Origin of the sequence: Mycolicibacterium xanthum, assembly GCF_019710635.1 — a bacterium.
Taxonomy (GTDB): Bacteria; Actinomycetota; Actinomycetes; order Mycobacteriales; family Mycobacteriaceae; genus Mycobacterium; species Mycobacterium xanthum.
Map to the genome: position 1 here is coordinate 1 of NZ_JAIFZS010000021.1, position 21,054 is coordinate 21,054.

23 protein-coding genes and 1 pseudogene are annotated in these 21,054 nt (G+C 69.5%); 9 read left to right on the top strand and 15 right to left on the bottom strand.

What is annotated here, in order from left to right; all coding sequences use genetic code 11:
* Window positions 1-18: 18 nt before the first annotated feature.
* Window positions 19-156: a hypothetical protein gene (locus JDV09_RS10440; protein ID WP_221369057.1), complete on the bottom strand. Its 138-nt coding sequence runs from the start codon at window positions 154-156 to the stop codon at window positions 19-21.
* 7 nt (window positions 157-163) lie between these two features.
* On the bottom strand, window positions 164-898 hold the full coding sequence (gene yczE / locus JDV09_RS10445; RefSeq protein WP_221369058.1) for a membrane protein YczE: 735 nt from the start codon (window positions 896-898) through the stop codon (window positions 164-166).
* A gap of 60 nt (window positions 899-958) precedes the next feature.
* Here yczE and yczR point away from each other — a divergent pair, with 60 nt between their 5' ends.
* Together yczR and JDV09_RS10455 are read left to right on the top strand one after the other, a co-directional pair.
* Window positions 959-2,407, top strand: a complete 1,449-nt coding sequence (gene yczR / locus JDV09_RS10450; RefSeq protein WP_221369059.1) for a MocR-like transcription factor YczR — start codon at window positions 959-961, stop codon at window positions 2,405-2,407.
* Between the two features lie 120 nt (window positions 2,408-2,527).
* Window positions 2,528-3,073, top strand: coding sequence for a YceI family protein (locus tag JDV09_RS10455; protein WP_221369060.1), 546 nt, complete (start codon window positions 2,528-2,530; stop codon window positions 3,071-3,073).
* Window positions 3,074-3,145: 72 nt separating this feature from the next.
* Here JDV09_RS10455 and JDV09_RS10460 read toward each other — a convergent pair whose 3' ends face one another.
* From JDV09_RS10460 to mshB, 6 genes and pseudogenes are all read right to left on the bottom strand, one after another.
* On the bottom strand, window positions 3,146-3,598 hold the full coding sequence (locus JDV09_RS10460) for a DUF2231 domain-containing protein (RefSeq protein WP_221369061.1): 453 nt from the start codon (window positions 3,596-3,598) through the stop codon (window positions 3,146-3,148).
* Window positions 3,595-4,329 (bottom strand): annotated as a pseudogene (locus tag JDV09_RS27630) (fumarylacetoacetate hydrolase family protein). Before JDV09_RS27630 ends, JDV09_RS10460 begins: the two are co-directional and overlap by 4 nt.
* A gap of 127 nt (window positions 4,330-4,456) precedes the next feature.
* The gene (locus tag JDV09_RS10470) at window positions 4,457-7,036 is read right to left on the bottom strand and encodes a bifunctional FO biosynthesis protein CofGH (protein ID WP_221369062.1); all 2,580 of its coding nucleotides are present in this window, start codon (window positions 7,034-7,036) and stop codon (window positions 4,457-4,459) included.
* Between the two features lie 84 nt (window positions 7,037-7,120).
* Window positions 7,121-7,456, bottom strand: a complete 336-nt coding sequence (locus JDV09_RS10475) for a hypothetical protein (RefSeq protein WP_308124081.1) — start codon at window positions 7,454-7,456, stop codon at window positions 7,121-7,123.
* 68 nt (window positions 7,457-7,524) lie between these two features.
* Entirely contained in the window at window positions 7,525-7,647 is a 123-nt protein-coding gene (locus JDV09_RS26715) for a hypothetical protein (protein ID WP_255605158.1), read from the bottom strand.
* A 41-nt stretch (window positions 7,648-7,688) separates the two neighbouring features.
* Entirely contained in the window at window positions 7,689-8,540 is an 852-nt protein-coding gene (gene mshB / locus JDV09_RS10480; protein ID WP_221369064.1) for an N-acetyl-1-D-myo-inositol-2-amino-2-deoxy-alpha-D-glucopyranoside deacetylase, read from the bottom strand.
* Window positions 8,541-8,600: 60 nt separating this feature from the next.
* Between mshB and JDV09_RS10485 the strand changes: the two genes are divergently transcribed.
* The gene (locus tag JDV09_RS10485) at window positions 8,601-9,848 is read left to right on the top strand and encodes a chloride channel protein (RefSeq protein WP_221369065.1); all 1,248 of its coding nucleotides are present in this window, start codon (window positions 8,601-8,603) and stop codon (window positions 9,846-9,848) included.
* Here the strand turns inward: JDV09_RS10485 and JDV09_RS10490 are convergent.
* Both JDV09_RS10490 and typA read right to left on the bottom strand, forming a co-directional pair.
* Window positions 9,832-11,718, bottom strand: coding sequence for an ABC transporter family substrate-binding protein (locus tag JDV09_RS10490; protein ID WP_372452893.1), 1,887 nt, complete (start codon window positions 11,716-11,718; stop codon window positions 9,832-9,834). The genes JDV09_RS10485 and JDV09_RS10490 overlap by 17 nt on opposite strands.
* A gap of 54 nt (window positions 11,719-11,772) precedes the next feature.
* Entirely contained in the window at window positions 11,773-13,671 is a 1,899-nt protein-coding gene (gene typA / locus JDV09_RS10495; RefSeq protein ID WP_221369066.1) for a translational GTPase TypA, read from the bottom strand.
* Window positions 13,672-13,878: 207 nt separating this feature from the next.
* Between typA and JDV09_RS10500 the strand changes: the two genes are divergently transcribed.
* Window positions 13,879-14,148: a hypothetical protein gene (locus JDV09_RS10500; protein ID WP_221369067.1), complete on the top strand. Its 270-nt coding sequence runs from the start codon at window positions 13,879-13,881 to the stop codon at window positions 14,146-14,148.
* 25 nt (window positions 14,149-14,173) lie between these two features.
* On the opposite strand, the gene JDV09_RS10505 is transcribed toward JDV09_RS10500, so the two are convergent.
* Window positions 14,174-14,587, bottom strand: a complete 414-nt coding sequence (locus JDV09_RS10505) for a (deoxy)nucleoside triphosphate pyrophosphohydrolase (protein ID WP_221369068.1) — start codon at window positions 14,585-14,587, stop codon at window positions 14,174-14,176.
* A 27-nt stretch (window positions 14,588-14,614) separates the two neighbouring features.
* On the opposite strand from JDV09_RS10505, the gene JDV09_RS10510 reads away from it, so the two are divergent.
* Window positions 14,615-14,896, top strand: a complete 282-nt coding sequence (locus JDV09_RS10510) for a 4a-hydroxytetrahydrobiopterin dehydratase (protein ID WP_221369069.1) — start codon at window positions 14,615-14,617, stop codon at window positions 14,894-14,896.
* On the opposite strand, the gene JDV09_RS10515 is transcribed toward JDV09_RS10510, so the two are convergent.
* Window positions 14,844-16,094: a mannosyltransferase gene (locus JDV09_RS10515; protein WP_221369082.1), complete on the bottom strand. Its 1,251-nt coding sequence runs from the start codon at window positions 16,092-16,094 to the stop codon at window positions 14,844-14,846. The genes JDV09_RS10510 and JDV09_RS10515 overlap by 53 nt on opposite strands.
* 152 nt (window positions 16,095-16,246) lie before the next feature.
* Here JDV09_RS10515 and JDV09_RS10520 point away from each other — a divergent pair, with 152 nt between their 5' ends.
* Together JDV09_RS10520 and JDV09_RS10525 are read left to right on the top strand one after the other, a co-directional pair.
* Window positions 16,247-16,816 carry a hypothetical protein gene (locus tag JDV09_RS10520; protein WP_221369070.1) on the top strand — a complete coding sequence of 190 codons (570 nt, stop codon included), beginning with the start codon at window positions 16,247-16,249 and terminating at the stop codon, window positions 16,814-16,816.
* A gap of 51 nt (window positions 16,817-16,867) precedes the next feature.
* Complete coding sequence (locus tag JDV09_RS10525; protein WP_255605150.1) at window positions 16,868-17,929, top strand: Rv1157c family protein; 1,062 nt, start codon at window positions 16,868-16,870, stop codon at window positions 17,927-17,929.
* An 81-nt stretch (window positions 17,930-18,010) separates the two neighbouring features.
* Here the strand turns inward: JDV09_RS10525 and JDV09_RS10530 are convergent, their stop codons facing one another.
* Window positions 18,011-18,157: a DUF1059 domain-containing protein gene (locus JDV09_RS10530; protein WP_221369071.1), complete on the bottom strand. Its 147-nt coding sequence runs from the start codon at window positions 18,155-18,157 to the stop codon at window positions 18,011-18,013.
* A gap of 50 nt (window positions 18,158-18,207) precedes the next feature.
* Between JDV09_RS10530 and JDV09_RS10535 the strand changes: the two genes are divergently transcribed.
* Window positions 18,208-18,867 carry a nitroreductase family protein gene (locus tag JDV09_RS10535; protein ID WP_221369072.1) on the top strand — a complete coding sequence of 220 codons (660 nt, stop codon included), beginning with the start codon at window positions 18,208-18,210 and terminating at the stop codon, window positions 18,865-18,867.
* A 32-nt stretch (window positions 18,868-18,899) separates the two neighbouring features.
* Window positions 18,900-19,286, top strand: a complete 387-nt coding sequence (locus tag JDV09_RS10540) for a recombinase family protein (protein WP_221369073.1) — start codon at window positions 18,900-18,902, stop codon at window positions 19,284-19,286.
* A gap of 9 nt (window positions 19,287-19,295) precedes the next feature.
* On the opposite strand, the gene JDV09_RS10545 is transcribed toward JDV09_RS10540, so the two are convergent.
* Both JDV09_RS10545 and JDV09_RS27465 read right to left on the bottom strand, forming a co-directional pair.
* Window positions 19,296-19,976 (bottom strand): HhH-GPD-type base excision DNA repair protein, encoded by a 681-nt coding sequence (locus JDV09_RS10545; protein ID WP_255605151.1) that lies wholly within the window; start codon window positions 19,974-19,976, stop codon window positions 19,296-19,298.
* Between the two features lie 403 nt (window positions 19,977-20,379).
* The gene (locus JDV09_RS27465) at window positions 20,380-21,054 is read right to left on the bottom strand and encodes a nucleotidyltransferase domain-containing protein (RefSeq protein ID WP_221369074.1); all 675 of its coding nucleotides are present in this window, start codon (window positions 21,052-21,054) and stop codon (window positions 20,380-20,382) included.

Below are 21,054 nucleotides of genomic sequence, written 5' to 3' on the forward strand. Positions count from 1 at the left end.
CGCCGGCGCTCAGCATGCTCAACCCGACAGCACGCCGGCGGTGACGGCCGTCGGATCGGCCAGCACGCCGAACTCCGCGGCAACCCGGTCGGCGTGCCGGGCGTAGTCCTCAGGCGAGAGATCGGCGTGCCGGAACATGGCGATACGGACATACATGACGTGGCTATACGGACATACATGACGTACTCCCGTTGAGATCGGGTCCTGCGACGGTTCGCGCCCGGGCCGGCGACGGCACGGCGGTGCGGTGATCGACAAGGGGCACCACCAGATACCGGAGGAAGAACTGGGTCAGCGGTCCGATGCCGAACGCGAAGACCACCGTGCCCAGGCCGACGGTTCCGCCGAGCAGGAAACCCGACACCAACATTGACACCTCGATGAGGGTGCGGACGCGGCGCAGCGGCCATCCGGTGCGGCGCGCCAGGCCGGTCATCAAGCCGTCCCGCGGGCCCGGGCCGAGCTGGGCGCCGACGTAGAGCGCGGTGGCGAACGCGCACACCACCACACCGGACAACGAGTAGCCGTATCGCGCCACGATCCCGTCCGGCGTCGGCATCAGGGCGAAGCCGCCGTCGGCGAACGGCCCGAGCAGCACCGCATTGAGCACCGTGCCCAGCCCGGGCTTCTGACGCAGCGGTATCCACGCCGCCAGCACCACCGCCGCCGCGAGGATGATGATCGCCCCCAGGCTCAGCGGCAGGTGCCGGGAGACGCCGACGTGAAAGACGTCCCACGGCGCCGCCCCCACCGCGCCCTCGATCATCAGCGCGATCGACAGGCCGTACAGCCACAAGCCGACGATCAGCCGGGTGAGACGTTCGGGGAGGCGGCCGGCGGTCAGCTGGGCCAGCGGCCCGAGATTGGCCATCCGAATATCAACACTGGTCTTTTCCATGGCTCCACCATCGCGATAATTGGCTTTCGTTTAAATAGCCAATTGCGCCATGATGGCTACATGCCCGTCACCATCGGCCCCGAACGGCTCGCCCGCCTCGTGGGCGACTTCGATCGCACCCCCGCCTACCGCGGGTTGTGCGAAACGCTGCAGGAACTGATCGGCGACGGCCGAATTCCGGCCGGCACCCGGCTGCCCAGCGAACGCTCCGTCACCACCGCGCTCGGGGTGTCGCGCACCACCGTCACGCGCGCCTACGCCGAGCTGGTGGCCACCGGCTTCGCGGTGTCCCGGCAGGGGTCGGGCACCTACGCCGCGGTGCCGATCGACCGCCGCAAGGTCCACGACCGGGTCCGGCGCCCACTCGGCATGCCCTCGCCGGCCGGCCACTCCGTCGATCTGAGCATCGCGGCGGGCGGGGCGACGCCGGGGACGCTGGCGGCCTACGAGCGCGCACTGTCCGCTCTGCCGCCATATCTGGCCGAGGACGGGTACCTGCCGTCCGGACTGCCCGAGTTGCAGGCGCGGGTGGCCGAGTCGTTCACCGACCGCGGATTGCCCACCGGCGCCGAGCAGATCGTGATCACCTCGGGGGCACTGGCCGCGATCTCGGTGGTCGCACGGGCGCTCACCCGCCCCGGCGACCGGGTGATGGTGGAGTCGCCGGTCTACTCCAATGCCGTCGACGCGCTGCGGCTCGGCGGGGCCCGCACGGTCAGTTCGCCACTCGCCGATCCGCTGGGCCCCACGGGATGGGATCTCGACGGCGTCGAGGCCACGTTGCGCCAGACATCGCCCCGATTGGCCTATCTGATCCCGGACTTTCAGAACCCGACCGGCTTCCTGATGGACGACGCGGATCGGGATCGGTACGCAAAAGCTCTGCAGCAGAACAGGACCACGGCGATCATCGACGAAACGTTGCAGCCCATCGGCTTCGACCATGTCGTCACGCCGGCGCCGTTCGCATCGTTCGATCCGTCGGCGATCACCGTCGGCAGCGCGTCCAAGGCGTTCTGGGGCGGCCTTCGGGTCGGCTGGATCCGGGCGCCGCGGTCACTGGTGGACCGGATCGTCGCCGCGCGGGTGCGCGCCGACCTGGGCACCTCCGTGCTGGACCAGCTGGTGGTAGCCGACCTCATCGGCACCGATGGCGTGCTCACGCGACGACGCGCCGAGCTGCAGCAGCGCAGAGACGCGCTCGCCGCCGCGCTGCGGGCCGACCTGCCGGACTGGCGGTTCCGGCTGCCCGCCGGTGGGTTGAGCCTGTGGGTTCAGCTGCCCAGCGGAAGCGCCACCCGGTTGGCGGTCGAACTGCAACGGCAGGGGGTCCTGGTGGCGCCCGGTCCGGTGTTCACCGTCGAAGGTGGATCGGATTCCTGGTTGCGCATCCCGTTTGCCAAGCCGGAGGACGAGCTCGTCGCCGCGGTGCGGCTGATGGCCGAGTTGTGGCCGGCCATGATCGATGCGCAGAAAACCACCGAGGTGGCGCACACGCTGATCGCCTGACCCGATTCCCGCAGGCGGGCTCCGTCCACCGGGCTGGCGGGAATGGTTCCGGACCATAGTCCGTTTAGTCTCGGTGAGAGCGCCGGACCGGCCGGCGCCGAGCCAGAAAAGAGACATGCCATGACCACCGCCACCGCACAGCTGTCCACCGGCACGTGGGCCATCGACCCGGTCCACTCGTCGGTGAGCTTCTCCGTACGCCACCTCATGGTGAGCAAGGTCCGGGGCGAGTTCGAAACCTTCAGCGGCGCGATCGCCGTCGCCGAGGACGGCACTCCGTCGGTGCACGCCGAGATCGCCGTCGACTCGCTCAACACCCGCAACGAGCAGCGCGACGCGCACGTCAAGTCCGCCGACTTCTTCGACGTCGCGAACTACCCGGTGGCGACGTTCACGTCCACCACGGTGCGCCCCGAAGGCGACCACTACGTGCTCGAGGGCGACTTCACCCTCAAGGGCGTCACCCGGAGGATCTCGCTGGAGTTGGAGTTCAACGGGGTCAACCCCGGGATGGGACACGGCGAGGTGGCAGGCTTCGAGGCCTCGGTTGTGATCAACCGCAAGGACTTCGGCATCGACATCGAGCTGCCGCTGGAGACCGGCGGCACGGTGGTCGGCGACAAGGTCACCATCACGCTCGAGATCGAGGCGACCAAGCAGGCCTGACGGCACGGATGAGGAGCCGCCGCGACGATCCCGGTCGTCGCGGTGGCTTTGTCGTGTCGGCTTCCCCGCGCCCTAGCCCCAGACCGCTTCCGCGCCCGAGTGCCCGATGAGGATCACGCCATAGGTCACCGATGCGCCGATCGCCAGCGCGATGACCGTGACGATCACCGTCGCCAGGATCTTCGGCGACTCCGATCGCGAGGAGCGCACATGCAGGAAGGCCACCGCGATCGCCATGACCAGCAACCCGATCGAGAAGTATTTCATCCAGTCGCCACGCTCGGCGTGCGTCTGCAGGATCGGACTGTGCGTACTGGACTGGGCGTACAACCATTCGCCGGCCTCGGTCGTCAGCGGTGTCAACGCCAGGACCCCCAACGAAAGCGCCAACACCAGCCATACCAGACGCCGCCGGGCCGCCGGCCAGATCGCACACAGGATCCCGAGGCCGGCCGTCATGGGCGCGAGCACGACGATCGCGTGCACCAGCAGGGCGTGTGCGGGTATTCCGGCGAGGGTGGTCATTCGGGCTCCTGAACACTCGAGATCGGATGGCTGATTTCTCCGATCTGGTCGATGGCCAGCGTCAGCTGGTCTCCGGGCCGCAACCAGTGGCCCGTCTCCATGCCGCTGCCTCCCGGCAGCGTTCCGGTGGCGAAAAGTTCACCAGCATAAAGCTTTTCACCGCGGGAAGCGTGTGCGAGCACCTCGTCGACGCTCCACTGTATGCCACGGCTGCACACCGTGCCGACCGTGTTCCCGTTGAGGGCGACGTAGCCGCTGAGTTCATCGAAACGCGGCAGGATCTCGTCGGCGGTCACGGCGTACACCGACATGGACGAAGCGAAATGCTCGGACTTCCGCCACTGGGCACGAAGCTCAGATGGTTGGACATGTAGTAGATCGGCTGCCGGTGGAACAGGGGCTTGGGGGCGGACATCGGAAACGGTCTGCCGGTCAGCTTCTCGATCCGCTCCGCCAGCCGCGACTGGCCGGGATGGAACCGGCGCACCAACCCGCGTGCCGCGTCGATGGCGTGCCGCTCGTAGAGCATGAAGTCGCGAAACGACGCCGGCTGCACCGGAAGCACATGGCCCGAGGCGGCGAAGTGGCGCTGGGCGTTTGGCCGGTTCCCACTCCCGGTCGAACACCGCCCCGCCGAGCACCGACGGGTCGGGCGCCGGCGCCCACTCTCCGTCATCGCCCGCCGACTGCAGCTGCAGGCACCCGTCAACGAGGACCCGCCGCAGCTTCACACCCAATGTCCTACCAAAGCCAGCTGTGAATGCGCGCGCCCAGCGCGGTCACGAGCCGCGGGAGCGCGCAGATGCACACCAGCGACGGCGTGTCGGCGTGCAGACATGCACGCTCGCGAAGCGGACGTCAGGCGGCCAGCGGTGCGTACGTGGTGGTGCGCTGGCGGGCCGGCCTGCCGATGCCCGCGGCGATGTCGACCAGTTCCTCGACCGTCTTCGCCGAGCCGTTCTCCGACCCCGCCATCCGCGAGATCGTCTCCTCCATCAACGTGCCGCCCAGGTCGTTGGCACCGCCGTCGAGCATCACCCGGGTCCGCTCGACGCCCAGCTTGACCCAGCTGGTCTGGATGTTGGCGATCCTGCCGTGCAACATGATCCGCGCCAGGGCGTGCACCGCCCGGTTGTCGCGATGGGTGGGCCCCGGCCGGGCGCCGCCCGCCAGGTACAGCGGCGAGGACTGGTGGACGAACGGCAGCGGCACGAACTCGGTGAATCCGCCGGTGCGGTCCTGGATGTCGCGCAGCACGCGCAGGTGGCCGACCCAGTGCCGGGGGGTGTCGACGTGGCCGTACATCATCGTCGAACTCGAGCGCAGCCCGACCTCGTGCGCGGTCGTCACCACCTCGATCCACTCCGCGGCGGGCAGCTTGCCCTTGGTCAGCACCCAGCGCACCTCGTCGTCGAGGATCTCGGCCGCCGTGCCCGGAATGGTGTCGAGCCCGGCCTCGCGCAGCGCGGTCAGCCAGTCCCGGATGCTCAGCCCGCTCCTGGTCACGCCGTTGACGATCTCCATCGGGGAGAACGCGTGGACATGGATCGAGGGCACCCGCGCCTTGACCGCCCGCACCAGGTCGGCATACCCGGTGACCGGTAACTCCGGGTCGATGCCGCCCTGCATGCAGACCTCGGTCGCCCCGGCGACGTGGGCCTCCCAGGCCCGGTCGGCGACCTCGGCGGTCGACAGCGAGTAGGCGTCGGCGTCACCCTTGCGCTGCGCGAACGCGCAGAACCGGCAACCGGTGTAACAGATGTTGGTGAAGTTGATGTTGCGGTTGACGACGAACGTCACATCGTCGCCGACGGTCTCCCTGCGCAACGAATCCGCCAGCGCCGCAATGGCATCCATCGCGGGACCCTCGGCGGTGGCCATCGCGAGATACTCGTCGTCGCTGCACCCGGCCGGGTCGCGCTCGGCCGACCGCAATGCGGCCAGCACGTCGGTGTCGATCCGCTCGGGCGCACGGGCGGCCAACTCGCCGATCTTCTCCCGGATCGACTCCCAGTCGCCGAAAGCGCTGGCCAGATCGCTGCGGGCATCGCTGCGCCGGCCCTGCGTGTCGATCGCGCTGTGCAGGTCGGTGCGGCCCAGCGACTCGGCCGCCTCGTCGGGCTCCTGCCACGGGCGCCCAAGCGGGTTGATGTCGAGGGCGAACCCGGTGTCGGGGTCGGCCAGCGCGGCCACGTGCCCGCCCACCCGCGGGTCGATCCACCCGGCGCCGGCCTGCACGTACTGCGGCTGGGCCGTCAGCCGCTGCACCAGGTCGTAGCCGGCCTCGGCGGTCACCGCCGCCAGTTCGTCGAGCGCGGGCCAGGGACGTTCCGGGTTGACGTGGTCGGGGGTCAGCGGCGACACCCCGCCCCAGTCGTCCACCCCGGCGCCGACCAGTGCCAGGCATTCCGCCCGCGACACCAGGTTGGGCGGCGCCTGGACGCGCATCTTGGGCCCCAGCACCAGCCGGGTGACGGCCACCGTGGCCAGGAAGGCGTCGAGGTCCGCATCGGGTGCGGCGGCCATCGCGGTGTGATCCTTGGCGCGGAAGTTCTGCACAATCACTTCCTGCACATGCCCGAACTCTCGGTGCAGCCTGCGGATCGCGTGAATCGTCTCGGCGCGCTCGGTCAATGTCTCGCCGATCCCGACCAGCAGTCCGGTGGTGAACGGGATCGACAACCGTCCCGCATCGGCCAGCGTGCGCAGTCGCACCGCGGGGTCCTTGTCGGGGCTGCCGTAGTGGGCCTGGCCCCTCGTCTCGTACAGCCGCCGCGACGTGGTCTCCAGCATCATGCCCATCGACGGCGCGACGGGCTTGAGCCGCGACAGCTCCGACCAGCTCATCACCCCGGGGTTCAGGTGCGGCAGCAGCCCGGTCTCCTCCAGCACCCGGATCGCCATCGCGCGCACGTAGTCCAGCGTGGTGTCATAGCCGCGCTCGTCGAGCCACTGCCGGGCCTCGTCCCACCGCGCCTCCGGGCGGTCACCGAGGGTGAACAGCGCTTCCTTGCAACCGGATTCGGCGCCACGGCGGGCCACGTCGAGGATCTCGTCGGGCTCCATGTACATGCCCTGTCCGGCGGCGCGCAGCCGCCCCGGAACGGTGACGAAGGTGCAGTAGTGGCAGGTGTCGCGGCACAAGTGGGTGATCGGGATGAACACCTTGCGGGAGTAACTCACCGGCAGCCGTCCGGTGTGGCCCCGGCGGCCGGCCGCCTGAAGGCCGGCATCGCGCACCCGGGCGGCGCTGGCGCATAGGTCGGCGAGGTCCGCACCGCGCGCGGTCATCGCGATCGCGGCCTCCTCGGTGTTGAGCGCCACCCCGTCACGGGCGCGCCGCAGCACGCGCCGCACCGCGGCCGGACTGGGCGCGGCAGGTTTCGGGGGCACCACCGGGCTGGGCAGATCGGCGCCGTGCTGGGTGTTCAGAGCCACTCCCGTAGAACCCCGGCGTCGTCGCGGATCATCCGCGCGTCTCACCATCTGAAACCGCTGCGCCTGGCATAGGGGTCACAGTAGTCACCCGGTGCCACGCCCGGAGTGCGCCCCGGTCTGCCGGGTGAGCACCAGGGCGGCCGGACCGGCGCCCAGCGCGACGAGCAGCACGGCACCGTATTCCATGATCCCTGCGCCACCGAACACGATGTCCTCACCGGGTCCGCCCAGCGTGAACAGCGCCACGGTGGCCAGCCAGGTCCACAGCGGCGTGCCCGCGGCGGCCTGCGACGGTGTCCACTGCAGCCCCGTCCAGACCAGCGCGGCGTTGACGACGCCGCTCAGCACCGCACTGACCGGCAGCGGCACCGAACCCAGATACAGCGGCAGGAAGAAAGCGGCCAGCAGCGCCGACAGCACGCCGTCGACACCGAGGAGGACCAGTACGAGAATCCGGCGCCAGACCGGCGCGGGAGGGGCGGCCGGGATCAGGTCGGGATGCCGTCCAGCAGGGAGACCACGGAACCGGCGACCCACTGGACGTTGTCGACCCGGCCCAGCCGGTGCTGCAGGTTGGGATCCTGGTCCGGGTCCATGTGCTTGCCTTCCATGCGCGTCCGGTTGCGGGCAGCTTACCGTCCCGCTCGGGCGGTCAACCCAGGCTCACACCGGCCAGCAGGTCGGTTTCCCAGCCCCGGCTGTCCCGCTCGCCCGCGTCTCCCTCGGCGAGCACGTAGTGCTCGCACGCTTCGATCGGCAGCGCGATGTCGTTGGACAACGCGAACGCCCGCTCGTCCGCCGACACGGTGACCTGGGTCTCGTGGGCGCGCAGCGCGGCCACCTTGGCGGGCAGCTGCGCGGTGAGGTTCAGCTCGGCATCGATGTCCTCGTCCGGATAGCCGAAGGGCACGTCGGCACCGGTGACCCGGATCCAGTGCGCCGGCATGTCACCCAACGCGGCCAGGCGGTCTGAGAGCGCCGCCGACGACGTCACCGTCCAGTACACCTTGGGCACCCGCCACGCCGACGCGCCGGCTGCGGCCATGGTGACGCGGTGGGTGTGGATGTGGTCGGGATGCCCGTAGCCGCCTTCGGGGTCATAGGTGACGACGACGTGCGGGCGCAACTCGTCGATCACCGCCACCAGCGCCGCGGTCTGCTCGGCGAAGTCCCCGTCGACGAACCGCCGGTGGCGCCGCGGCGGGGTGTCCGCCATCCCCGAATCGCGCCACCGCCCGGCACCGCCCAGGAAGCGTGGACGGTCCACGCCCAGAGCGGCCAGCGCCGCGGTCAGCTCCCCGATCCGGTAGCCGCCGAGTTGATCTGCCGCATCCGCGGCAAGCTGCGCCCAGCGCTCGCCGACCACCTCGCCCTCCTCCCCCAGCGTGCAGGTGAGGACCTGTACCTGCGCGCCATCGGACGCGTAGTGCGCGATCGTCGCGCCGGTGGTCAGGGTTTCGTCGTCGGGATGGGCGTGCACGAAAAGCAGCCGTGGGATCTCCATACCGACAGCTTGCCAACTCGTCGTCCGCCACGGACGACGGTCCTGGCATACATTCGCCTCGTGACGCGACGCACCGTGGAGTTCGGGTGCGCGATCGTCATCATCGGGCTGATCGCCGGGGTGGCCGGCGCCACCACCACGCTGCTGCTGCACGCCGTGGAACACCTCACCTACCACTACGGCTTCGGCACGCTGCTGACCGGCGTGGAGGGCAGCGACCGGACGCGGCGCACCATCGGACCGTTGTTGGGCGGCGCGCTGGCGGGGCTGGGCTGGTGGGTGTTGCGCCGCCGCCACCACGTCCCGTCGCTGCAGGCCGCCATCGACTCGGGCAAGGCGCTGCCGCGGGTGTCGCTGACGGTCGACGCGGGGCTGCAGGTTCTACTCGTCGGCTCGGGTGCCTCGCTCGGGCGGGAAGGGGCGCCGCGCCAGCTCGCCGCCGCGTGGGGTGACCTGGGCACATCCAAGTTCTCGCTGACCGCGCGGGACCGCGAGGTGCTGCTGGCGTGCGCGGCGGGCGCCGGCCTGGGCGCGGTGTACAGCGTGCCGTTGGGCGGGGCGTTGTTCGCCGCCCGGATCCTGCTGGGCACCTGGCACCCCAGGGCGCTCGGTGCGGCCCTGATCACGTCGGCCCTGGCGGTCGCGGTGGCCTCACCCGTCACCCACCTCGAGCACCCGTTGGTGTGGCCGGACATGAGCCTGACCTATCTGTTCGCGTTCCTGGCGCTGGCGCTGGCGCCGCTGGGTGCAGCCGTCGGGCTGGCCTTCGACCGGCTGTTGAAGGCCGCCAGGCCCACCACCCCGATGAAGTCGTGGCTGATCATCCCGGCCATCGCGGCGGCCGGGCTGCTCACCGGGATCTGTTCGATCTGGCTGCCCGAACTGCCCGGCAACGGCCGCAGCATCCTTCAGGTCAGCGTCAACAGCGGGCTGACGCTGACCGCCGCGGCCGCCATCCTGATCCTCAAGCCGCTGCTGACCGGTGTGTTCCTGCGTGCCGGCGCGGTCGGCGGCCTGCTCACCCCCGCGCTGGCCACCGGCGCGGCTGCAGGATCGCTGGTCGCGCTGACGCTCAACCACTGGGCGGGCACCGACCTGAACGTCGCGGTGGTGTCGCTGATCTGCGCGGCGGGCGTGCTGACGATCACGCAGGGCTCGCCGTTGTTCGCCGCCCTGTTCGTCTGGGAGCTCGCCCATCCGCCGCTGTGGCTGGTGCTGGTGTTCGCGCTGGGCGCGGCGACGACCCACCTGATCGAGCAGCGCAGACGGGCGTTCATCGCCCGCCGCGGCGCTACTTGGGCAGCTTGACCCACGCCCCGGCGTCGCCGACGATGCCGACGGGCACCGCGCCGGTGAGGGTGACGTTGCGGACGCTGGGACCTGCCGCGACGATCGTGGTGTCCTGCAGGATCGGCAGCACCGTCCACATGTCCCACAGCTTGGGCTCGACCTCGTCGATCACCTCACCGATGTCCACGGTGCCCCGCAGCGCGGCGTCGATGTCGGGCTGGATGCTGCGGTCACAGATCCCGGTGATGTTGCTGGGCGCCTGGACGAGCTCGGAGGACTCCGGAGCGGGTGCCGCCGTGGTGGTGGTCCTCGCCGGCGGTCTGGGCCGCGACGTGGCGGACGTGGTCGGCTCGGCGGACGCGGGCGACGACGTCTGCGACGGCAACGCGGTGGTGGTCGCCACGGCGGTGGCCTCCAGGGCGGGGCACCCGTAGCGCGAGGCCAGCGACGTGGCGAGGTCACCGCCGGCCTGGCGCCAGCCGATGACCGCATCCACCCGGTTGTTGACCAGCGCGTCGCCGTACAGGGTCACCGGGTCCATCGCCGAAACCGACGCCGCGATGCCGACGTTGTTGAGCTGGTCGGCGGCGGTGTTGGCGACGGCCACCGAGGTCGGGTCGTTGGCGGCCACACCGATCACCAGCGTCAGCGGCTCACCGTCCTTGCTCAGCTGTCCCCTGTTGTTCGGCGGGCCGGGCGTCGGCGGCGTTTCGGTGTCCACCGGCTCGATCTGGTATCCGACGTCGGCCAGCAGCGACAACGCCGTCTCGCGGGTCATCGCCGGCGGGGCGGTCGGCACATAACCGGGATCCGACGGGGACCGCACCTGTGCCTGCGCCAGCGTCACCGTGTTCTCGTCGCCGGCGCCGACGGCGGCCAGCAGGTCCACGTCGAGCAGTCCGAGGATCGCCTGGCGTACCTGCGCGTCCGCCAGCTCGGGCTGCTGTGCGCGCAGCGTGAGCTGCATGACGCGCGGGGTGACGATCCGCGCCGTGCGCACGTCCGGGATGGCCGAGAGTTGTGCGAACACCGCTGCCCCGCCGTGCACCTGTGCGACCTGGGTGTCGCCGTTGCGGATCGAGTCGGCCAGCGCGGCCGGCGGACCGCCCCGGCGGAACAAGATGAGGTCGGGCTTGGCCGGCTCACCCCAGTAGCGGTCGTTGCGGGTCAGCAGGATCTCGTCGCGCTGTGGGTCGATGGACTCCACCCGGAACTGCCCGCCGGTCACCGGCAGGGCCCGAACCAGCCCGGCCGAGAACCCGCCGGGCACGTCCTTGACGATATGGGCGGGCAGGATGTTGTTGAACAGCTCCCGCCAGGCGGGGTAGGGCTGGGAGAACGTCACCACCGCGGTCTTGCCGCCGTCGACGGACTGCACGCCGGTGATCAGGTCGTAGCCGGCGGGGTCCACGGCCCCGGGCTGGCTGACCATCTGCCGCCACAGATACCAGTAGTCGTCGGCGGCGATCGGCGCGTTGTCGGTCCACTGGGCTTCCGGACGGATCTTGTAGGTCACCGTGAACGGGTCCTCGCTGGTGACCTCGGCGGACTCCAGCAGCGTGGGGTCCATCTCCCAGCGGGACCCGGTCGGCGACTGCGAGTCCGGGATCGGCCGGAACGAGCTGGGCAGCACCAGTGAGCTGATCGCCGCGTTCACCGGCGACTGGTCGGACAACAGGTGCGCGTTGAACCCGGGTCCGATCGAGTCGATCGCCATGATGATCTGGGTCGCCTTCATCGGCGGCGGGGGCGCGACCTCGGTGGTGTTGGTGCTTTGCGGTGCCGGCGGCGGACTGACGGTACAGCCGGTGACCAGCGCCAACGTCCCGACGGTCGCGGCCACAGCCGACCATCGGACGGCGCTGACGCGTCGCAGGATCGTCGGCACGTCTACAGGGTATCGACCGGCTCGGGCGGGCCGGCGAGTCCGGCCGGCGCCCGCTCAGCCGCGGGCCTTGGCGCGCGCCTTGGCCCTGGCGCGCAGCGACGCCACCAGTTCCACCTTGCGCACCCGCACGATCTCCGGCGTGACCTCGACACACTCGTCGGCCGCGCAGAACTCCATCGCCTTCTCCAGGTCGAGTTCCAGCGGGCGGGACAGCGTCTCGATCACATCGGCGGTCGACGACCGCATGTTCGTCAGTTTCTTCTCCCGGGTGATGTTGATGTCGAGGTCTTCGGCGCGCGGGTTGATGCCGACGACCTGGCCCTCGTAGGTCTCCTGGCCCGGCTCGACGAAGAACTGGCCGCGGTCGGCGAGCTGGATCATCGCGAACGGCGTGATCTGGCCGCTGCGGTCCGACACCAGCGAACCGGTGTGCCGGGCCCGGATCTCCCCCGCCCACGGCCGGTAGCCGTCGAACACGGCGTTGGCGATGCCGGTGCCGCGGGTCTCGGTCAGGAAGTCGGTGCGGAAGCCGATCAGGCCGCGGCTGGGCACGATGAAGTCCATCCGGACCCACCCGGCGGCATGGTTGGTCATCTGCTCCATCCGGCCCTTACGGGCGGCCATCAGCTGGGTGATGGCGCCGACGAACTCGTCCGGACAGTCGATCGTCAGCGCCTCGAACGGCTCGTGCAGCTTGCCGTCGATGGTGCGGGTGACCACCTGCGGCTTGCCGACGGTCAGCTCGAAGCCTTCCCGGCGCATCGTCTCGACCAGCACCGCCAGCGCCAGCTCGCCGCGGCCCTGCACCTCCCACGCATCCGGGCGGCCGATGTCGACGACCCGCACCGAGACGTTGCCGACGAGCTCGGAGTCCAATCGGTTCTTGACCATCCGTGCGGTCAGCTTGTGCCCGGAGACCTTCCCGGCCAGCGGCGAGGTGTTGGTGCCGATGGTCACCGAGATGGCAGGTTCGTCGACGGTGATGCGGGGCAGCGCATGTGCGTGGTCGGGGTCGGCGAGGGTGTCGCCGATCATGATTTCGGGCACGCCCGCGATCGCGACGATGTCGCCGGCGGTCGCCTCGTCAGCGGCGGTGCGTTCGACGCCGACGGTGGCCAGCAGTTCGGTGACCTTGGCGGAGGTGACGACGGGAACCCCGTCGACCTCGCGCATCCAGGCGACCTGCTGGCCCTTCTTGAGCCGGCCGTTGTAGATCCGGATCAGCGCGAGCCGCCCCAGGAACGCCGACGCGTCGAGGTTGGTGACCAGCGCCTGCACCGGCGCCTCGGGGTCGCCCGTCGGGGCCGGGATGTGCTCCATCAGCACGTCGAACAGCGGGTCGAGGTTGTCGCCGTCGGGGACCTCGCCGTCGGCGGGCGGGGTGGTACTGGCGATGCCGGCCCGCCCGGAGGCGTAGAGCGTGGGCAGATCGAGCGCCTTCTCCGCGGCGGCCTGGGCCTCGTCGTCGAGGTCGGAGGCGACGTCGAGCAGCAGGTCGTGGCTCTCCTCGACGACTGCGGCGATGCGGGCGTCGGGCCGATCGGTCTTGTTGACGACCAGGATCACCGGCAGGTGCGCGGCCAGCGCCTTGCGCAGTACGAACCGGGTCTGCGGCAGCGGCCCCTCGGAGGCGTCGACGAGGAGCACCACGCCGTCGACCATGGACAGGCCGCGCTCCACCTCGCCGCCGAAGTCGGCGTGGCCGGGGGTGTCGATCACGTTGATCACCGTGACGGTGCCGTCCTTGTGGACTCGGTGTACTGCGGTGTTCTTCGCCAGGATCGTGATGCCCTTCTCACGCTCCAGGTCACCGGAATCCATGATCCGCTCGGTGGCCTCGCCACGTTCGGCGAGCGCGCCCGACTGGCGCAGCATCGCGTCGACCAACGTGGTCTTGCCGTGGTCGACGTGGGCCACGATGGCGACGTTGCGGAAGGCGGGGCATGTTTGCACGCCGGTGATTGTCGCAGTGAAGTGCACCGATCGCGAAAACGAGAGAGGCAGCTCACGCATGGCCGGGCATATTCGCCACCCCGGTTTCGAAAAATGACGTGCTGCGGCGGCAAGCCGTGACGCGTGCGCCCGAAAGTCCCGATCTCGTGGGGGCGCCGGGCGTACCGTGGGTACTGCCCGTCAATCGTGAAGTGGAGGTTGGCCGATATGACGGTTTATGCGGTACTCACCATCGTGTTGATCACGGTGCTGGCCACGGCGGCGACACTGGCGATCTTCCTGGGCCTGCTGAACTGGATCGGCGCGTTCTACGTGGTGCGATGCAGCCACTGCCGGCGCCTGACGTTCAGCACGGCGAAGAAGAACCAGGCGTCATGCCCGCAATGCCGTCACCCGGTGCTCACCCATCCGATCCACGCGCTGACGCATCCGGACGACCGTTCGGACGTCAGCGTCGCAGATCCGCTGCACTACTGACGGCGGCGCTCCGGCCCGCGGCGAATCATGTTGATCCGCCATCTTTCTGGCGGGCGGTCAGCACGTCGGCCAGCTCGGCCAGCCAGGCCCGGTCCGCGGGCACCCAGGGCAGGTCGGCCAGCTCGTCGGCGCCCACCCAACGCAGCGCGCGATGATCGTGCGGTTGCAGCGCGCCACCGACCTGGGTGACCAGATAGGCGCGCAACATCATCGCCGCGCCGAGCGCGACGTCGTGGCCCAACCGCCGTCCCACCGCGACGTCGATGCCCAGTTCCTCCCGCAGCTCGCGGGTCAGCGCGGCGGCGTCGGACTCTCCCGGAGCCGCCTTGCCGCCGGGAAGCTCCCAGAGCCCGGCCAGTTCGGGTGGTCGGTCACGCTGGGCCACCAGCAGCCTCGCTCCCGAGACCAGCGCACCCGCAACGACGATCTGCTCTGCCATCGACGCAGACGGTATACCGTCGAACCCATGGCTGTGTTGACCGACGATCAGGTGGCCACCGCCCTGACCGGCTTGGACGGATGGGCACACACCGAGGGCGCCCTGCGCCGATCGGTGAAGTTCCCGGCCTTTCTGGACGGCATCGAGGCGGTGCGCCGGGTGGCCGAGCACGCGGAGGCCGCCGACCACCATCCCGATATCGATATCCGCTGGCGGACAGTGACTTTCACATTGGTCACGCACTCCGAGGGTGGGATCACCGAGAAGGACGTTCAGATGGCGCGAGAGATCGACGAGATGCTGCGCTAGCGGCGATCCAGCCCAACGTCGCCAGCGTCGCGACGATGTAGACCAGCCCCGCCCAGGCCAGGTACCAGGGCCGCGGGATCATCCAGATGCTGGGCTGGGCGAAGCTGAGCAACCAGGGCACCCCGACCAGCGTCAGCGCCAGCCATCCCCAGCCCAGGATCCGCGCGCCCAGCCGGCCGGACAGCGGTCCGTGCAGCAACCAGATCATCAACGGGATCAGCCACACCCAGTGATGGGTCCACGAGATCGGTGACAGCAGCAGTCCGAACAGTTGCACGACCAGGATCGCCCCGAGCCGGTCGGCCGCACCGCCGATGGCGCGCCAGGCCAGCAGGGCCAGCACGGCGGTCGCCGCGATCCCGGCCAGCACCGCCGGGCCGTAGCCGGCGTCGTGTCCGATGATCCGCGAGATCCCGCCGCGCCAGGACTGGTTGAACGACGTCCCGATCGGGCCGACACGGTCGGCGTCGCCGAGCAGCTCGGTGAAGTAGTACCTGGCCTGATCACCCACGACCAGCGCGGACACGCCGACGGTCAGGACGAACACCACCGCCGAGAACCCGGCCGCACCCCAGCGTCGGGCGCCCAGGAAATACAGCCCGGACACCGCCGGGGTGAGCTTGACGCCCGCGGCCAGCCCGACCAGCAGCCCCGACAGCCACCACCGCGTGCTGTAGACCGCGTAGAGCACGGCCAGTACCAACAGCACGTTGATCTGGCCGTAGTCGAAGGTGCTGCGCAACGGTTCGGTCCATATCCCGACCGCGGTCCACAGCATCGCCACTCGCCGGTCCGCGGTACCCGGTCCGGGGGCGAGCAGTCGTTGGCTGACCCGGACCACTCCGTAGAGCGCGGCGACGATGCCGAGTTCCCAGGCCAGCGCCACCAGCCCGAACGGCAGCAGATGCAACGGGTAGAAGACGACGGCCGCGAACGGTGGGTAGGTGAACGGCAGCGGGAAGTCCGGTGTCTGGTCGGCGTAGACGTAGTCGTAGAGCGCGCCGGGCTGATCCAGCGTCGCGGCACCCCCGACGTAGACGTGCAGGTCGACGAAGTTCGCACCGTTCGGCAGCAGGTAGGTCCAGGCCAGCCGCGCCCCGACGCTGAGGAGCAGCAGCACCGGCGCCGCGGCCGAAAGCCGGGTGCGGGTCCTCGCCGGGGCGGATTCGATGGCGTCTATTCGCCCGAGCCTAGCCAGCGGTCACCATCCGAATTCACGTCCGTAACACTTCCATAAATGCCACATGTGTCACTTGAGCAACTTCAGTAACAGGCTAGCTTCGGGTGCAGGCGTGCCAACGCGGCCATCACCGACCGACCATCGGCGCCATCGAGAAACAGGGAGAACCCATGCACCGCAACCGGAAACTGCTTGCCACCATGATGATCGCTGCAGCGGGGGCGGTCTCGGCTGCCGTGGCCATGAGCGCCACCGCGTCGGCACAGCCCGCACCGCCGGCACCCGCGCCGGCGCCCGAGGTGCCCGGCCTGCCGATGCTGCAGCAGCTGGCCGCCAACCCGGCGGCAGCCGCCTCGCTCATCCAGGCATTCGCCAACGTCATGGGCAACGCGCCGGCGGCCGCCACCACTGCGGCCGTACCGGGTGCCGCACCTGCGGCGACTGCCTCGGTCACGCTGCCCCAGCCCGCGACCGCGCTGCCGGCCACCGCGCTGCCCGCCACCGCAGCGGCCCCCGCCGCCGCGGCCCCTGCCGCAGCCCCGTCGATGCTGCCGGCCGCCCTGACCGATTCGCTGGGCGTGCCCGGCGGCCTGGCCTCGCTGCTGCCCGCCGGGACCGGGCTGGCCGGCCTGCTGCCGACGCAGCCCACCGCACCCGTGGCGGCGGCCCCGGCATCGGCTCCCGCGGCGATGACCAATCCGCTCGGACCGGCCTTCACCCCGCTGTCTGCGCTGCCCTGATCGACAGCGTCCCGACCGGCCCGCTGACCCACCGAAACGCATTGGGGAACCATGTCACTGACGTCAATGACCGGGACGCTGCTGCGCTCCGTCGTCGCGGTGGGCTCAACGGCCACGTTGTTCGCGGTCGGCGTGCCGGGTCTCGCGCACGCCGACCCGCCGGTCGCGCCACTGCCGATCGACGGCCTGCAGGCCCCGGGGTTGCCCGCGGTGGAGAGCATCGGCCCGGTCATCCAGCAGGCCGCAGCCGACCCGACCAACGCTGCGTCGATGTTGATGGCCGCCGCCGCGGTCTTCGCCGGGGACGCGGCCGCACCTCGACCCTCCCGTGACGTCGCGTCGGCGGTCAACTCGTTCGTCGCCCAGCCCGTCGCACACGTACCGGCGACCGGCGCGGTGCCCGGCACCGCGGCCCACCTGCCGGCCGGAGTGGATCCCGCTCATGCGGTCGGCCCCGTCCCGGAGGCGCTGGCACAGACGGCCCCGCTGCCCGAGGCCGCACCCGCACCATTGCCCGAGGTCGCTCCTGCGGCACCGCTGCCCGAGGTCGCACCCGCACCGCTGCCCGAGGCCGCTCCCCCGCTGCCCGAGGCCGCTCCCCCGCTGCCCGATGCGGCCGGCGCAGTGGCCCCGGCTCCCGGGCCCGCACCGGCGCCCGGGCCCAACGCTGCGGTCCCGGCGGCGACTCCCGACTTCGGCCCGAACGCACCGGTGACGCAGGACTTCCTGTACCCGTCGATCAGCAACGGATGCCTCGCCGACGGCGGGAACGTGCTGGCGACCGCGATCTCGGTGGCGGGCCCGGCGACGATCCCGACCCCCGGCCCCGGCCCGGGCCAGACCGCCTACGTGTTCACCGCGGTCGGCACGCCCGGCCCGGCCGCCGAGCAGAAGCTGCCGCTGAACGTCACGTGGGTGAACCTGAGCACCGGCAAGTCCGGCAGCGCAACCCTCAAGCCGCGCCCCGACATCAACCCCGAGGGGCCGACCACGCTGACGGCCATCGTCGACACCGGGTCGGGCAGCATCATGTCGACGATCTTCGGTCAGGTCACCACGACCGAGAAGCAGTGCCAGTTCATGCCGACGATCGGCTCGACCGTCGTCCCCTGAGCCCTGCCCCTCGACGCCGAACGTGCGTTCCCGGTAGCGCGCGAATCACACTCGCTACCGGGAACGCACGTTCGCGGACGATCAGTAGGCCATGAACAGGATCGCGTCGCGGTCGTAGTCCCGCCCGGGGTGCTTTTCCGACAGGTGCTTCTGGGCCTTCTCGACCAGGTCGTCCTCGTCCTTGCCGGTGATGGCTTCGCCGCAGGGGCAGTTCAGGTGCGTCTTCATGAGTTCACAATGGCACAGCCAACGGCGGGCGATGAGACAAGATCGACAACATGGACCTCTACGACGTGATGCGCACGACCGGCGCAGTTCGGCGATTCACCGACGACCCGCTGCCCGACGACGTCCTGGTGCGGATTCTCGACAATGCGCGCTTCGCGCCCAGCGGCGGCAACCGGCAGGGCGTCCGGGTGATCGCCGTCCGCGACCCCGACACACGCGAGGCCCTCGGCCGGCTCAGCGTCACCGGCATGCGGCGCTACCTCGCGCAGACCCGCAACGGGGAGGGCCCGTGGAACCCGGTGCAGCCCATGCAGGTCTCCACCGAGGACGTCGCCGCCACCGAGGTGCCCGCAGATCTGTCCACCCCGTTGCTGACGTCGGCCGTCGTCCTCGTGGTGTGCGTCGACCTCAACGTGGTCGCCGCACTCGACCAGGACCTGGACCGCATCGGGGTCGTCGCCGGCGCGTCGGTGTACCCGTTCGTGTGGAACGTGCTGCTCGCCGCGCGCAACGAGGGCTTCGGCGGCGTGCTGACCACGATGGCCATCGCCGAGGAACCGGGCATCAAGGAGTTGCTCGGCATTCCCGACGACTTCGCCGTCGCGGCGGTGTTGCCGATCGGCCGGCCGCAGCGCCGGGTCACCCGCCTGACCCGGCAACCCGTCGCCGCGTTCGCCACCTGGGAGAGGTTCGACGGCGCGTCTCTGTGACGGCGGGCCCGCCATCGTGAGACCTTGGACGGGTGACGGTCACGCTGGGTTATGCCACGGCCGCCGGAACCCGCCTGGATCTCGACGATCAACTGGCGGCGCTGGCCGCGGCGGGAGTGGATTCGCGGCGGATCTTCACCGACCTGACCCACGGCTCGGCCGACAAGATGCGCGCCGGACTGCTGGCGATGCTGAGCTACGCCCGCTCCGGCGACGTCGTCGTGGTGGTGGCGCTGGAACGGCTGGGCCGGTCGGTCGCCGAGGTCACCCGGACCGTTGCCGATCTGACCACCCGCGGAATCACGCTGCGCTGTCTGCAGAACGGCCTCGACACGGCCACCGCGACCGGACGGGTGGTCGCCGAGGTCCTCAGCGATCTCGCGGCGCTCGACGACAGCCAGTCCGCGCACCGATCCTGACGCCGGACGTCAGGGTTTGGCGGCCTTCGCCTTCTCTTTAGCCGCCGCCTTGGCCTCTTTCTTGTAGCTCCGCACCTTCTGCAGCGAGCCCGGATCGGTCACATCGGCGACCGACATGTGCGTGCCCGCCTTGCCGTAGTCACCCGCCGCGGTGCGCCACCCCTTGGGCGTCACGCCGTACTGCTTACCGAGCAGCGCCAGGAAGATCTTCGCCTTCTGCTCACCGAACCCGGGCAGCGCCTTGAGTCGGCGCAGCACATCGGATCCGTCGGCGCCGTCGGCCCACAGCGCGGCGGCATCTCCCCCGTACTGGTCGACGATCACCTGTGCCAGCGCCTGCACGCGTTGGGCCATCGATCCCGGAAACCGGTGTATCGCAGGCGTTTGCGCACACAATGCGGCGAACTTCTCCGGGTCGTAGTCGGCGATGCCCGCGGCGTCGAAGCCCCCGATGCGGTCGGCGATCTTCTTCGGGCCGCCGAACGCCACCTCCATCGGGATCTGCTGAGAGGTGCCAACACGATTGCTACCAGCCGCAGCCATGCGGTCGGCAATCTTCTTCGGGCCCGCGAAGGCCACTTCGAAGGGGATCTGTTGATCCAGGCACATCCCGATCAGCAGCGCCAGTGGGCTCGCTGACAGCAGTTCGTCAGCCTCGGGATCCTGCGCTAGGCAGAGCTTCGCTGTCATGCCAGCAGCCTACGGCCGCCAGGGAAAGCAGAGACCTAGCAGATTGCGGCCTCCACTGCTCACTTTCTCGGATCAAGTCCGGTACAGGGCGCGTAGGGTCACTTCCAGCCTCTCAAGCACAGATTCAACGTCCTGCCACTCCTGTTGCCAGCGACGGTCAAAGGCGGCGCTGCGTTGTGAAAGATGCCGAGAACTCTGTAAAAGCTCGTTCGTCAACTCTGCGATGTTTCTGAAGGCTGGATCGGTGTTTCTGTCGGATGTTAGGAATTCGGGCCTCGCGACTTCAGCGCCGTACTCAGCGACGACTAGACGCTGCACCGATAGCAGCATGCGATGCGTTCGGGTTCGGAGCAGGTACGCAGATTCCAAATCGTGGGCCGCTTCTCGGACTTGAGCAATTCGGTCAAGACACCGCTGAATACGTTGCATACTCCCTCACACCATTCAGCAGGAGCCTGGCAGAGGCCACTGCGAGTCGTCCATCGGGAACGCTTGACGAACACTCAAACGGCAGACCGCGAGCGAGCGCAATGCGGTAACCGTAGAGTTGTCGAAACTTTTCCTTCGACCCGGATTCCAATCCGAACCGATCACAACAGAGATCAAATGCGCCGTAACGGGTAAAGTTCTCGCACCCCATCAAGTAACACCCGAGTATCGCGCAGTGCCTCATCACCGTAGCCAAGCTTGCCAGCTCAAACTCAGTCGACGTGTCACCTAGCGCGAGCGCTGATTCACCATCAGCAATAGCTAGCTCGAATGAATGTAGATCGAATGCGACGCGGCTATACGGTCGTAGGCCCATTAGAAACTCATTCAACAGTCGCTGACCTCTGCTGTCAGAATTTAGTATTCGACCCTCGGATCGCAAATGACGGAGGAATAATGATCCATAGCCCGACATTTCGCTAAATTCAGCCCAAGTGTACCGAACAACCGAAGCCCACGTGTACGAAGGCAACCTATCGTTCCCATCGTCCACAATTAAAAGGTCCAGATCACTGTATCTATCACCATCGCCGCGCGCAGCCGAGCCGTACAATACTTCCACGAATGGTGACGAATCTCGGTCAGCCAT